This is a genomic window from Tistrella mobilis KA081020-065, assembly GCF_000264455.2.
Classification (GTDB): Bacteria; Pseudomonadota; Alphaproteobacteria; order Tistrellales; family Tistrellaceae; genus Tistrella; species Tistrella mobilis.
In genome coordinates this window covers 1,148,648-1,161,837 of the sequence record NC_017956.1, presented here as the reverse complement: position 1 = coordinate 1,161,837, position 13,190 = coordinate 1,148,648, and the positions used below count along the sequence as shown (strand labels likewise).

At 70.1% G+C, this 13,190-nt stretch carries 12 protein-coding genes; 8 read left to right on the top strand and 4 right to left on the bottom strand.

Translation table 11 applies throughout. The annotated features are described in order from the left end of the window. The first annotated feature begins 213 nt into the window (after positions 1–213). The 7 genes from TMO_RS05335 (at position 214) to TMO_RS05305 (ending at position 9,294) form a co-directional block, all read left to right on the top strand. Positions 214–2,271, top strand: a complete 2,058-nt coding sequence (locus TMO_RS05335; RefSeq protein ID WP_228382265.1) for a B12-binding domain-containing radical SAM protein — start codon at positions 214–216, stop codon at positions 2,269–2,271. 83 nt (positions 2,272–2,354) lie between these two features. Continuing rightward, a complete protein-coding gene (locus TMO_RS05330) occupies positions 2,355–2,984 on the top strand; it encodes a LysE family translocator (protein ID WP_014744576.1) in 630 nt (209 codons plus the stop codon). Between the two features lie 65 nt (positions 2,985–3,049). Next, positions 3,050–3,967: a DUF692 domain-containing protein gene (locus TMO_RS05325; protein WP_014744575.1), complete on the top strand. Its 918-nt coding sequence runs from the start codon at positions 3,050–3,052 to the stop codon at positions 3,965–3,967. After that, positions 3,967–4,821: a hypothetical protein gene (locus tag TMO_RS05320; RefSeq protein ID WP_014744574.1), complete on the top strand. Its 855-nt coding sequence runs from the start codon at positions 3,967–3,969 to the stop codon at positions 4,819–4,821. Before TMO_RS05325 ends, TMO_RS05320 begins: the two co-directional genes overlap by 1 nt. Next, a complete protein-coding gene (locus TMO_RS05315) occupies positions 4,818–7,244 on the top strand; it encodes a lantibiotic dehydratase (RefSeq protein ID WP_014744573.1) in 2,427 nt (808 codons plus the stop codon). Before TMO_RS05320 ends, TMO_RS05315 begins: the two co-directional genes overlap by 4 nt. Then, positions 7,241–8,401, top strand: coding sequence for a peptidase M50 (locus TMO_RS05310; RefSeq protein ID WP_014744572.1), 1,161 nt, complete (start codon positions 7,241–7,243; stop codon positions 8,399–8,401). The genes TMO_RS05315 and TMO_RS05310 overlap by 4 nt, the downstream gene beginning before the upstream one ends. Beyond that, the gene (locus tag TMO_RS05305) at positions 8,398–9,294 is read left to right on the top strand and encodes a class I SAM-dependent methyltransferase (RefSeq protein ID WP_014744571.1); all 897 of its coding nucleotides are present in this window, start codon (positions 8,398–8,400) and stop codon (positions 9,292–9,294) included. Before TMO_RS05310 ends, TMO_RS05305 begins: the two co-directional genes overlap by 4 nt. Here the strand turns inward: TMO_RS05305 and TMO_RS05300 are convergent. From TMO_RS05300 to TMO_RS05290, 3 genes are all read right to left on the bottom strand, one after another. Further along, positions 9,278–9,859 carry a hypothetical protein gene (locus tag TMO_RS05300; RefSeq protein ID WP_014744570.1) on the bottom strand — a complete coding sequence of 194 codons (582 nt, stop codon included), beginning with the start codon at positions 9,857–9,859 and terminating at the stop codon, positions 9,278–9,280. The two genes, TMO_RS05305 and TMO_RS05300, sit on opposite strands and share 17 nt — an antisense overlap. 23 nt (positions 9,860–9,882) lie before the next feature. Further along, positions 9,883–11,142, bottom strand: coding sequence for an MFS transporter (locus TMO_RS05295; RefSeq protein WP_014744569.1), 1,260 nt, complete (start codon positions 11,140–11,142; stop codon positions 9,883–9,885). Between the two features lie 263 nt (positions 11,143–11,405). Then, positions 11,406–11,978 carry a histidine phosphatase family protein gene (locus TMO_RS05290; protein WP_014744568.1) on the bottom strand — a complete coding sequence of 191 codons (573 nt, stop codon included), beginning with the start codon at positions 11,976–11,978 and terminating at the stop codon, positions 11,406–11,408. 187 nt (positions 11,979–12,165) lie between these two features. Here TMO_RS05290 and TMO_RS05285 point away from each other — a divergent pair, with 187 nt between their 5' ends. Next, complete coding sequence (locus TMO_RS05285) at positions 12,166–12,684, top strand: DUF2147 domain-containing protein (protein ID WP_014744567.1); 519 nt, start codon at positions 12,166–12,168, stop codon at positions 12,682–12,684. A 17-nt stretch (positions 12,685–12,701) separates the two neighbouring features. On the opposite strand, the gene TMO_RS05280 is transcribed toward TMO_RS05285, so the two are convergent. Next, the gene (locus TMO_RS05280; RefSeq protein WP_014744566.1) at positions 12,702–13,160 is read right to left on the bottom strand and encodes a hypothetical protein; all 459 of its coding nucleotides are present in this window, start codon (positions 13,158–13,160) and stop codon (positions 12,702–12,704) included. Between the last annotated feature and the right edge of the window lie 30 nt (positions 13,161–13,190).

Genomic DNA, 13,190 nt, shown 5'->3' with positions numbered 1-13,190 from the left:
GGCCCGCTCCGACATGACGACGACAGGATCCGGCCGTGCCTTTGCGCACATCGCGCAGGCACGGGGCGTTCTCGTTATGTCCGCCGACCGGCCGGTGCGCCCCCGTGACCCCCGGTGTAAATTCCCGCGTCGCTGCCGCCCCGTCGCATGACCGGCCATTTCCGAATGAGCCAGGATCCGGACCTTTTGTCTCCGGATCATCAGGGGATGGACATGCCCGATACCATGATCGCCCGCACCGCCACCGCGGCCTCTGCGGGCTTCGGCGCGAAGCCGACCCTCCGCGTCGGTCTCGTCGCCTATAACTGGGAAGCCGACACCTCGCTCGCGCTGTGGAACCTGGTGACCTATGCCCGGCGCACGCCCGCGATCGCCGACCGTGTCACCTTCATCGAACACTGTGCCGCCACGCCCAAATCCCTGATGGATGAGGAGGCGCAGCTGTTCTTCCTGCTGAAATGGCAGGAGACCCACAATTTCGACGTGGTCGGCTTCTCCTGCTACATCTGGAACATCAAATTCGTGCTGCGCGCCGCCAAGGCGATCAAGGAGCTGTGGCCGCAGACGGTGGTGATCTTCGGCGGCCAGCAGATCCGCGGATCCTATGTACCCTTCGTGTTCGACCGCGAGCGCTGCGCCGATATCTGCGTCTGCAACGAGGCCGAGGTCACCTTCCGCGACCTGCTGAATTCCTTCCTCGACGGCAGCCCGAAGCTCTCGACCGTGGGCGGGATCGCCTATATGGCGCCCGACGGCAACACCGACGACTTCCTGATCTTCGACGGCAGCGGCCGCGTGCCCGCAGGCACGGCCTATCACGAGACCGCCGAGGCCGCGCTGATCGAGGACATCAACGACATCCCCTCGCCCTATCTGGGCGGGATCGAGCTGCCCCATGGTGGCGCCTTCCTCTACGAAGCCTCGCGCGGCTGCCCCTATCGCTGCTCCTTCTGCATCTGGGGCGAGAGCAAGGGTGTGCGCGAATACGAGATGGAGCGGGTGGAGGCAGAGCTTCACAACATCCTCTCGCATCACCCGTCGCACATCATGTTCTGCGACGGCACCTTCAACATGCGCAAGGAACGCGCGGCCCGGATCCTGGAAATCCTGGTCGAGCATCTGCGCGACGGCCGGGTCCAGCCCTTCAGCCTGCTGCTGGAGCTGAAGCTCGAGATCATCGACGACAACCTGGCCCGGGTGATGGACGAGCTGGTGCGGCTGAACCCGCTGGTCACCTTCGAATTCGGCCTGCAGAGCGCCAGCCAGGAAGCGGCGAAGCTGATGCGCCGCCCCTTCACCGAAGACCGCTTCCGCCGCGCCTGGAACCGGCTGTCGGACAAGCTGAAATCCTCGGCGATCATCGATTGCATCTACGGCCTGCCGGGCGACGGCATCCCGCAATTCATGCAGACGGTGGATTTCTGCTACTCGCTGAGCCCGCACCGCATCCAGGCCTTCCGGCTCTCGATCCTGCCCGGCTCGGAATTCGAGCGGCAGGCCCAGGAGCACGAGATCCGCTATATGCGAGAACCGAACCACATGGTCTACGAGACCAAATGGCTCAATCTCGACCAGATGGCCTGGGTGGAGACCTTCGGCTTTGCGGTGGCCGACCTCTATCACTTCCACGGCACCACCATCAAATGCCTGCTGGCCATGAAGGATCAGCTGGGTGTCGACGGCTTCAGCGACCTGATCCGCCGCTTCGTCGACTGGGCGGGCCGCGACCGGATCCTGGGCAGCATCTATGCCGGCAACCGGCCGGAGGGCCGCTGGCGGGCGATCGACCTGTCGAAACCCTTCGAGCAGTTCATCCAGACCCGGCTTCTGCCCGATGCCGGCATTACCGATCCGTCGCTCCGCGACCGGCTGCACGACCTGTTCCGCTACGAGGTGACCATGGGCCGCGTGGCCGTGGGCGGGCTGGCCGAAACGCCGCTTCCGGCGCTGTCGGCCGGCGGCGGGGCGGGTGAACTCGCCATCCGGGTGGAGCTGATGCACAGCCGCTTCGACATTCCGGGCTTCATCATGGGAGCCCATGGTCGCGGCGACATAGACATCATGGATATGGACGAAACGGACAGTTACGTCGCCTTCACCCAGAAGGCCGGCCATCAGGGGGTGCTGGTGCCGATCTCCTACCGGATCAGCGGCCGCATGGCCGGGCTGATCGAGGCGGCGCGGCGCGACACCGCGGCCGGCGCCGGGCTGGCGCCGGTGCTCTCCAAGCTGGTGAAGATCGGCATCGTCGCCGAAGCGACCGGCAGCTGAGGCATCGCATCGCCCGTATTGCACTCCGGGTCCGGATGGATCAACCTTCGGTTATCCATCCAACCCGCGCCGGAGCCGCCCCCGTGCCGCCCATCGAACCACCCTCGCTCGACTTCGTCTGGCCGGTCGTGACCTTCGCGATCGTGGCCCTGCTGTCACCCGGCCCCAACACCGTGCTGCTCACCACCTCGGGCGCCAGCTTCGGCTTCCGGCGCAGCCTGCCGGCGATGGCCGGCATCTGCTTCGGGGCCCCCCTGCTGATCCTGGCGGTGGGGCTGGGCTTGGGCGCCATTCTTGAAACCGTGCCCGCAACCCGGATCGCGATCGAGGTGATCGGCGTCGCCTACATGCTCTGGCTCGCCTGGAAGATCGCGAGCGCCGAGCCCAAGGGGCTGGATCAGAACCTGAAACAGGCCGAGGGCAGGCCGGTGGGCGCGTTGCAGGCGGCTCTGCTGCAATGGGTCAATCCCAAGGTCTGGACCATGGCGGTCGCGACCATGGGGGCCTATGGCGCGGCGGCCAACAACCCCACCGTTCAGGCCGTGATCATCGCGCTGATCTTCTTTCTGGTCTGCGTGCCGGCCGCGGTGATCTGGACCGGCTTCGGCGTCGCGGTCCGCCGGCTGCTCGCCACCAGGCGGGCGGTCAGGATCTTCAACACCGTCATGGCGGTCCTGCTGGTCGCCTCTCTCATTCCTATCGTGGCGGGCTGACGCTGCAACGCGGCCAGGCCTCCCCAGGATCAACCTCCCCGGGATCAACCCTTAAGGACTCCCCGATGGACAAGCCCGCACCGCTCGGCGTCGGCCTGCAGTACAATCCCGAAATCCTCGACTGGTTTCCGTTCGAAACCCAGCCGGTCGACCTGTTCGAGATACTGCTGGACGCGATCATGGGGCCGCTCGACAGCCCCTGGATCTTCCGCCCGGGGCAGGAGCGGCGCATGCAGGCGCTGGGTGCCGCGAAGCCGCTGCTCGCCCATTCCAATTACGGTTGCGAATTCGGCTTCGGCCGGCTGGAAGACACGCCGGCCGTGCGCCGCCATGTGGCGCTGGCCAAGGCGATCAACAGCCCCTGGGTCGGCGATCACTGCTTCTATGGCGACGGGTCCTGGCTCGACATCTGGTCGAGCCCGGTGCAGTTCTCCTCGCCTGAACTCGTCCGGGTCGCCGACCGGGCACGGCGGCTTCAGGACATCTACGGCATGCCGCTGGCGCATGAGAACGCGGCCTATTACATGCCGACCCCGGGGGCTGCGATGCGCGAGGCCGAATTCATGGCCCGGCTGGTCGATCGCGCCGGCACCTGGCTGCATCTCGACCTGCACAATGTCTACACCAATTCGGTCAACCTGGCCGGTTACGACGCCTCCGACTATCTGGCGACCATCCCGCTCGACCGGGTGGTCTGCATCCATCTGGCCGGCGGATCCTGGTATGACGGGCTCTATCACGACTGGCATGACAGCACGGTGCCCGAACCGGTCTGGGCGATGCTCGACCAGGTGCTGTCCCGGGCCCTGCCTTCGGCGGTGATCCTGGAATTCCAGGGCCGCGCCCATCACCCCCAGACCCGCGAGCTGGGCGGGGCCGAGGACGAGGCGATGATCGCCGCCGATCTGGCCCGCGCCAAGGCGGCCTGGGATGCGGCCGCGCGCCGCCATGGCGTGGTGCCGCCGGTTCGGGAGATCGCGTGATGACCGCCATGACCCCGCCCGCCGCCCCCATTCCCGGTGCCGGGCTGCCCGCCGCCACGGTCTATGCCACCTGGCGGCGAATCCTGCGCGAAGCGCCGCTGGCCGAGGCGATGTTCGATCCCGCGATCGACGATCAGACGCTGGGCCGCCGCTTCGGCCTGGACGATGACGGCGTGGCCACGGTACGTGCCTATGCCGCAACGCCCAAGCCGACGCGCATGTTCATTCTGAACTACCGCTTCCGCATGACCGGATCGGTGCAGAACGCGCTGGAAACGGCGGCACCGCTGACCATGCGGGCGCTGAAGGCCAAGGGGCTGGACCTGCGCGAGCTGGCCGAAGGCTTTCTTGAAGCCGATCACTGGCAGGATGACGGCCCCTTCGTCGTGGGCTATTGCGCCCGGATCCTGGACCATCTGGCCGGCGATCCCGCAACCGAAGCGCCGGCCGGGCTGCGCGACCTGATCGCGCTCGACCGCGCCACGGCCGGACTGCTGATGCGGCTTGCCGATGCGCCGCCGCAACCGGCGGTGCCCGCAGGGCATGTCGGCCTCACCGGCCGCGCGGTCGCCGTCACCACGGCCCATGATCTGGCCCCCTGGCTGCGCAATTCTGCGGCGCTGGGCCGCGAGGATCTGCCGGCGCGGCCGGCCGCCTATCTGGTGGCCATGCCCGATCTGGCCGCCGCGCCCAAACTCTCGGCGCTGCCGCCGCGGGGGGCCCTGATGCTGGCGGCCCTGGAAGAAGGACCGCTCAGCCCCGCGGCACTCACCCGGCGGCTGGGCGGTGCCGGCCCGCAGGATGCGGCCCTGTTGGGCAAGCTGGCCGAACGCGGCGCGGTGGTGGGGGCATGACGGTCGCGACCCGCCCGGCCCCATCCGCCACCCGTCTCGCCACCGCAGATCAGGCCGCCACCACAGACCAGGTCTCCACCACAGGCCAGGCATCCGCTGGCGATCTGCCCGCCATCGACTGGTTTCCGCTGTTCTGGATGCGTGGCGCCGGTTTCGGTTTCGCCCGGCTGCGGTGCGCCTGTCTGGACGCGGACATGCTGGCCGTGATCGATGATCCGGCCGTCACGCCCGATAGCCGCGCCGCCGCCTTCGCCCCTGCGGCGGCCGATGCCCGGCGACGGCTGGTTGCGGCGCTCGGCGATGCCATGGCGGAAGAGGCGCTGTTTCTGTCCAACCGCGACGCGCCGGCGCGCATCGCCGAACTCGCGGCCGAAAACCTGGATCAGCCGCGCAAGCGCGCCCGCCAGAAGCTGCGTCTGGCCTGGAGCTATCTGCAGCGCTTTGCGGCCAAGAACGATACCGCGAGCTTTTTCGGCCCCGTCGCCTGGGGGCGGATCGATCCCCGATCCGAAACCGCGCTGCAGGTGACCGGCGATCCGGACCGGGTGCCCGACCGGGTGATCGGCGACCGGGTGATCGGCGACCGGATCACGGTGATCGAACACTGGGTGGCCGAGGCCCTGGCCGAAGCGGTGGCCGCCGATCCGGCGCTGGCCGGGCAGCTGCCGCTGATCCTAAACCCCGGCTGCACGCTGGATGATGCCGGCCGGCTGCGCCTGCCGGTCGATCGCAGCACCCCCCTGCCCGCCCGGGTCGCCGCGGTGGTGCGCGCGGCCATGCGGCTGGGGCCCGCGCGGCCCGCCGGGCTTGCCGCCGCCGCAGCGACCGGGGACGCGGCCGCCGCCATCGACATGCTGGTCGGCCGGCGGGTGCTGCTGCCGGCGCTGACGCCCGCGCCCGGCAGCCGCCGGCCGCTCGATCATCTGGCAGGACTTCTGGGGCGGATCGGCACTCCGGCCGCCGACCTCTGGCTGGATCGCATCGCCGCGATCGAGGCCGGTGCCCGCGATTTCGCCGCCGCGGCCGGGCGGCCACGCGACCGGCTGGCGATCCTGGACCGGTTGCACACCCTGCTGGCCGCTGCCGGCGCCGACCGCGAGCGCGACCATGGCCGGATGTATGTCGGCCGTCAGCCGGTCTACGAAGATTGCGCCCGGGCGGGCAATGTCGTTCTGGGCGGGCCGTTCCTCAAGGCCGCCGAACCGGATCTGGCCCCGGTGCTGAACCTGTACCGGCGAGTGGCGACGGCCGTGGCCATGCTGATCGCCGATGGTCAGGCACAGGCCTTCGACCGGCTGGCGCATGACGGCGCCGCCGATGCCGGGGGAACGGTCGATCTGGTCCGCCTGCTGGCCGCCACCCCCTCGGCCGATCTCGCGACCGCTGCGGTGGCGGTGATCGAGCCGGTGCTGCGCCAGGCCTGGGACCGGTTGGCCACTGACGCCTCCGTCGACGAAATCGCCCTCACCCCGGCCGATATCGCACATGTCGGTGATGCGGTGGAAACGGCCGTTCGCCGCCTGCTGCCGCGCGCCCCCCAGCCGGTCACCCTCGGCCTCGACATCGCCTCGCCCGATCTGATGATCGCGGCCGCAAGCCCCGCGGCGATCGCCCGCGGCGACTGGCGGCTGGTGATCGGCGAAGTGCATCCGGCGGTCGCGACCGCCGTGCAGCCGGTGGCCATGCCCTTCTGCCCCGATCCGGACCAGGCGGCCGACATGGCGGCCGGCTGGGCGCTTGACGGCGCCGCAGGTCCGGCGCGGCTGGGCCTGGCCGATGATGGGCGCCATTACCAGCGCTCGCATATCGACTGGCCGGAACATCCGGCCTTCATCGACATCGCCCTGCCCGGCGATGCCGCGACCGGCCCGCGCCGGCGCATCCGGTCGGCAGAGGTCCGGGTCCGGCGCGCGGCCGACGGCACGCTGCGCATCCGGAGCCGCTGCGGACAGGATGACGACCTGGGCACGCTGACCCGCACGGCCCTGCACCGGGCGATGTTCACGCTTGCCTCTGCGGTGACCGGGCGGCATCTGGCGCCGCGGCTGGTGCTGGGCCGGCTGGTGGTCAAGCGGCGAAGCTGGCAGATCAAAGCCGACGACCCTCGCCCCGGCGGCAAGCCGGCAGAGGATGCCGAGGCCTTCCGGGCCATGCGCCGCTGGGCGCGGGATCTGGGCCTGCCGCCGGCGATCTTCGCCAAAGCGCCGGGGGAGCCCAAACCGGTCTGCATCCTGCTCGATGCCCCTCAGGGGGCGGAAATGCTCGCCCGGCTGTTCGACCGCGACGAGCCGATCGATCTGGCTGAAATGTCGCCGGGCCCGGACGAGCTCTGGCTCGATGCCGGTCCGGAAGGTCGGGTGACGGCAGAATTCCGCCTCAGCACCCGGCTTCGCCCGGCAGCCCCCACGAAAGACCCGGCATGACGACGCTGACCGCGCCTGAGATCGACACCACGGCCGCTGAGAGCGCCGGCGCCGCGATCGCCCGCGGCTGCTTTCCCGCCCGGTTTGAACATGCCGAGATCACCGATCCGGCCCGCGGCCGGCGGATCGAAATCACCGATCCCGCGGGTGACGGCCATTGGGTGCTGGGCCCGGCCGAGTTCGAAGTGGCCCGGGTGTTCGACGGGCAGTCGAGCTTCGGCACCCTGTCCGCCCGGCTGGCGGCGCGCGGTATCCGCGCCGATGCGGCCAAGCTGATGCGGTTCGAAACCAAGCTTCTGGGCCTGGGCCTGCTGGAAATCGACGGCCGCGGCAACCGCGCCCGCGACCCCTTCACCGGCTTCGATTTCGCCCTGCTCCATCATCTGGTCATCCAGCGGCTGGGTGTGGTCCATCCCGAACCGCTGCTCGACCGGCTGCTGGCCTGGCCAGGCGCGGTGCGGATGGGGCTGCTGGGGGTGGTTACCCTGGCCGCCCTGGCAACCCCGGTGCTGCTGATCGTGATGGGCGGGCGCTTTCTTGACGAGGCATCGGCGACGCTGACCGGCTGGATGCTGCCGCTGCTCTATCTCGTGACCCTGGCCAGCGGCTTCCTGCATGAAGGCGGCCATGCGCTTGCCTGCAGGGCGCTTGGCGTCAGGGTGCGCGAGACCGGGTTTGCGATCTATTTCCTGATGCCCTTCGCCTGGACGCGCCCCGACCGGCGCGACTGGGAAGCGCTGGCCATGGGGCCGCGCATGGTCGCGATCCTGGCCGGGCCCTTCGCCAGCCAGGCCCTGGCCGGGCTGGGGCTGGCGGCGATGATGGCCGCCCCCATGGGCAGTCCGCTGCATTCGGGCGGCGTGATCCTGGCTGCCGCCGGGCTGTTCGGGGCCACCGTCACCCTGCTGCCGGTGCTGAACGGCGACGGCTATCTGATGCTGGTCGAGGTGCTGCGCCTGCCCAATCTGCGCCGCCGGGCCTTCGATCATCTGCGCCGGGCAGTCGGACTGCCGGCCCCGGCCCTGGCTGGACCACTGCCCGCCGGGCGCGGGCCGCTGCTGCTGGCCGTCGCCCTCGGCACCATCCTCGGCTGGGCGGGGATCTGGGTCGGCATGGCCTGGTGGCTGGGCGGCATGATGCTGGAGTTGATCCGATGACCGCAGCGCCCACCACCGACGGGGCCGCCGCCACCTATGGCAGCCGCACCCACTGGGATGGCGTCCATGCCCTGCTGGAGGATCGGGCCCTGCTGGAGGATCGCAGTGGCGCCCGTCCGCAGGCAGCGGGCGCCCTGCTCGACCACATGGCGGCGGTGGCCGATCGCCTGGCCGGGGCCGGCGGGGTGGTGATGGATCTGGGGGCAGGCCAGGGCGCGCTTGTCCGTGCGCTGGCCCAGCCGGGCCGCCTGGTGATCGCCAGCGACATCGCGGCCGGCCCCCTGGCGGCCATCCGGGTACCGGGCATCGCCGGGCTCGTCGCCGATGCCGCGCGGCCGGCGCTGAAGCCGGGGGTGATTGATCTGATCACCTGCCTGCGCGGCCTCTGGACCCTGCCCGATCCGGCAGGGGTGCTGACCGCGATGGCCGGGCTGCTGGCGCCCGGCGGCCATATTCTGGTGCAGCTCTGGGACCGGCCGGCCCGCTGCCGGCTGATCGGCACCGGGGCAGCACTGCTCGGCAAGGTGCTGCCCGGTCTGACCCGCCCGGCAGGTGAGGCCGGCCCTTTCGACATCGATCCGGACGGGCTGGTGGCGCTCGCCGCCCCAGCCGGGCTGGAGTTGGTCGCGATCGAAGATGGCGCCGCCACCGCCGGGATCTGCGACGCCGCCGGCTATTGGCGCGAATTCGACGCCCTGGCGGAAACCGCCGCTGCGGCCAGGCTGCGCGCCCCGGCCGCCCTGCAGGCCAGGCTGGATGCCGCCCTGCCCGGCGTGCTGGACCGGGTTCTGCCGCGCGGCGGCGATGCCGCCGTCTGGCAGGCGCCGATCGCCTGGCATCTCTGCACCCTGGCGCCGCGCACGGTGCAGGACCGGATCACCCCGCCGGGCTGATGCCCCCAGCCGCACGCGTCTTCGCCAGCTGACGGTCCATCGCCGCCAGCAGATCGGATCTTAGGGCGTCGAGATCCGCCAGCGCCCGGGTGAACTGCCGGCCGGTCTCGGCGATCTTCGCTGCGGCATCATCGCGGGCCGCGGCATCACCATCGCGGCAGGCGAGCGCATGGGCCAGTTCGGCATCGCCGCGGGCATGATCGATGCGTCCGATCCGGGCATCGAGTTCGCCGATCCGGTTCTGCAGGGCCGCTACCGCAGGGTCTTCGGCATCCTGCAACAGCCCCACCGCCTCGATCATCCGCACCCGGGCCGCAGTATGGCTGCAGGCAAGGCGCTGGCGACGCACCGGCATCGGGCAGAGCCCCGCGCGCACCACCCCGTTCGGCATGTCGGAGGGCAGCGGCGTCTGCCCGTCTGCCGCCCGCAACACCCGTTCATGGACCATCCCGCAATCGACGATACGGGCAGCGGCAATCTCGGCGCGCAGCCCCTCCAGCCGCGTCTGCGGCGGAAGGGGCTGCAGGACCGAAAGGTCAGGGACGACGGGTGCGGCAGGATGCAAGCAGAACCCCTCCGGCGTTGGCGTCAGGCGATAGCGGTGGCCGCGCGCAGCCGTTCGACCGGCCGTTCGCGGATCAGGATATGCAGCAGGGCCGAGATCAGGCCCAGCCCGACCGACAGCCACCAGACCGGATCGTAAGAGCCGACCATGTCGAAGATCCGGCCCGCCAGCCACGAGCCCAGGAAGCCGCCCACCTGATGGCCCATGAACACCAGGCCGAACAGGGTGGACAGATAGACCGGCCCGAACATATGCGCCACCAGCCCGCTGGTCAGCGGCACGGTGCCGAGCCAGGTAAGGCCCAGCAGGAAGGACATGGTGATGACCAGGGTGGGCGACAGCGGCAGCAGCAGGAACCCCAGGAAGATGAACGCCCGGATGGTGTAAAGCAGCGCCAGCGCGTCCTTTTTCTGGATCACCGTGCCCAGCTTGGCGAAGCCATAGGTGCCGAAGATATTGCCCAGCCCCACGGCAGTGAGTGCTGCGGTCGCCACCCAGGGCTCCAGCCCGCGATCCGCGGCATAGGCCGGCAGATGCACGCTGATGAAGGCGAGGTGAAAGCCGCAGACGAAGAAGCCGGCATTCAGCAGCCAGAAGCCCGGGGTGCTGAAGGCTTCGCGCACCGCCTCGCCCAGGGTCTGGCGCGACACGATCGGATCACCCGACTTGGCCGCGCCCATCAGCCCCAGCGCCAGCGGCACCATCAGCGCCGAGGTGATGCCCAGGATCACCAGGCTCCACCACCAGCCGGCGGCATCGGTCAGCCCATGGGCATAGGGCAACGCCACGAACTGGCCGAGCGACGAGCCCAGGCTGGCCAGCGCCAGCGCCGAGGCGCGGAAGCGTTCCGGTGCGGCACGGCCGACGGCGCCGAGGATGACGGTGAAGCCCGCGCCGCTCAACCCGATGCCGATCAGGATACCGGCGCCGGCGAGTTCGAGTTCCGAGCCCGAAAAGGCGAGCCAGACCACGCCCACGGCATAAAGCGCGCCGCCGGCGAGACCCACCGCCATCGGCCCGCGCTTGTCGGCCAGCACGCCGGCAAGGGGCGCAAACAGGCCCCACATCAGATTCATCAGCCCCAGCGACAGCGCATAGGCTTCGCGCCCGGTACCGATCGCCTCGCTGACGGGGGTGAGATAAAGGCCCAGGCTCTGCCGGACCCCCATGGACAGGGCCAGGATGCAGCCTGCCGAAATCACGATCAGGGCAAGCGACCGGGGCATCCGCCCGTCATCGCCGCCTCTGGACACACCGCCTGCGGTGCCGCGCGCCACGCTCATGGCGTCGTCTCCTCCACACGGGCCCGGATCCCCGGCCCGGCCGGCCCCAGCCGCCCAGGTCCGCTGATCGGGCTCTGGCTCTCCGGTGTTCCAGGCGGCATGGCGTCTTCTGGTCCTGCCCTGTCGAGCCGGCGCCATGTTTCTCATTGCTTCTTGGGGCGCAGTATCGCGCGAAGCCGGATGCGCTTCAACGGTCGAATGTGGTTGTAAAATACGCACGCACGACGCGCAGCAGCGCAACCGGCCTCCGCAAGCGGATCCGATCAGGCGAACAGGCTCTCGTCTTCGGCCCCCAGCGATTCGACCGCCAGGCCGTCGGCCCCTGCGGTGAAGATGGTGACCGAGGCCGGGCGCGGGCGGAATTCCAGCACCCGGTCACTGCCGCGGGCATGGCCGACCAGCACGTTGATCGGCACGAAATGCGACACCACGACCACCAGCCCCGACAGGCCCCGGGCGGCCTCTACCACCCCGACCGCCCAGGCGCGCTGTGCCGCCGGCATGTCGCCCCAGCCGCGCCCCAGCCAGTCCTTGATGTCGGCCGCGCGGGAGACGACCGGCTGGCCGTCGGTCCAGGGGATCTCGGCAAAGGCGGGCGCGGGTTCGGGCGCAAGATCCAGCGCCGCGCCGATGATGGACGCGGTCTCGGTGGTGCGCGCCAGCGGGCTCGCCAGCAGCCGGGGGCGCCGGCCTGCAAGCAGCGCCGCCAGATGCGCTGCGGTCTCCGCCGCCTCGTCCCGGCCGCGCGGCGCCAGCGGCGGGTCGCGCAGCTCCTCGGTCATGCGGGTGGCGGTGCCGTGGCGAACGAAAAGCAGGCGTGTGGTCTGGCTGGTCATCTGGCGGGCTCCCGGCGTTTCCGTATCTGTTATGGCGCCAGCCTGCCCGCGCTTTGATGACGCTTGCAACCCCGGGGACGCACAAGCGGGCCGGAACCCGCCGATCCGTCAGGATTGCCGCCGCCGTTCAATCATAGGATGATGATCTTCGCCGACCGCCCGTCCCCCCATCGGAGGCCCTTGTTCCATGCCCTCTTCGCCCCGTCTGAACCGACGTCTGCTGCTGGTCGGGCTTGCCGCCCTGCCCCTGGCTCTTGCCGCCGGCCATCCTGCCCTGACCCGGTCTGCCCTGGCCCAGTCTGCCGACGATCAGGCCGGGCACGGCAATCCCGATGCCGCCGGGCTGTGGCGGACGATCGACGACGAAACCGGCAAGCCGCGGTCGCTGGTCAGGATTTCTGAGCGGGATGGCCGCTGGTACGGCCGGATCGAAAAACTGTTCCGCGAACCGGGCGAGGATCCGGATCCCGTCTGCCATGAATGCACCGACACCCGCGCCGGGCAGAAGATCACCGGCATGGAAATTCTGACCGGGCTGGTTCGCGACGGCCTCTCCTACGAGGGCGGCGAAATCCTCGACCCCAAGAACGGCGAGATCTACGACGCGAAGATGACGCTCTCGCCCGACGGCAACACGCTGGAGGTCCGCGGCTTTATCGGCCTGTCGCTGTTCGGCCGCAGCCAGACCTGGATCCGGGAAGGCTAAGCCCGGATCCGCAAAGGCTAAGGCTGGGCGACCAGCGGCCCGTACACCTCGGTGCGGGCCAGGGCGTGGCGACGGCGGATCCTGTCGGCCATGACGCCGATCGCCACATAAAGCGCCGCCCAGGACGGCGTCACGTCCGGCGGCGGCTTCAGGCCGCCGGTCATCGACAGCATCCGGTCCAGTTCCTGCTCGATATCCGCCTGACCCGCCTGGACGGCCCGGATCATGTCGGCCAGCATCGGGCTGCCGCCCAGGCGGATCAGCGGATACACGATCCCCGCCTCGGTGCGCAGCTGGTCGATCAGCAGGGTCCTGACCCGGATCAGTGCCGCCACCAGCCCCACCGGGTGCCGCGGATCGTCGCGCGCAACGGTCGCCACCGTCTCGGCCAGCCCGATCAGATCGGGCAGCTGGTCGTGAACCAGCGACTGGCCATCGGCCACCAGCGCCGCCAGGACCGAGTCACGATCTGGCATGACCTTCCTCCCCTCGACGCTGTGGCCCCT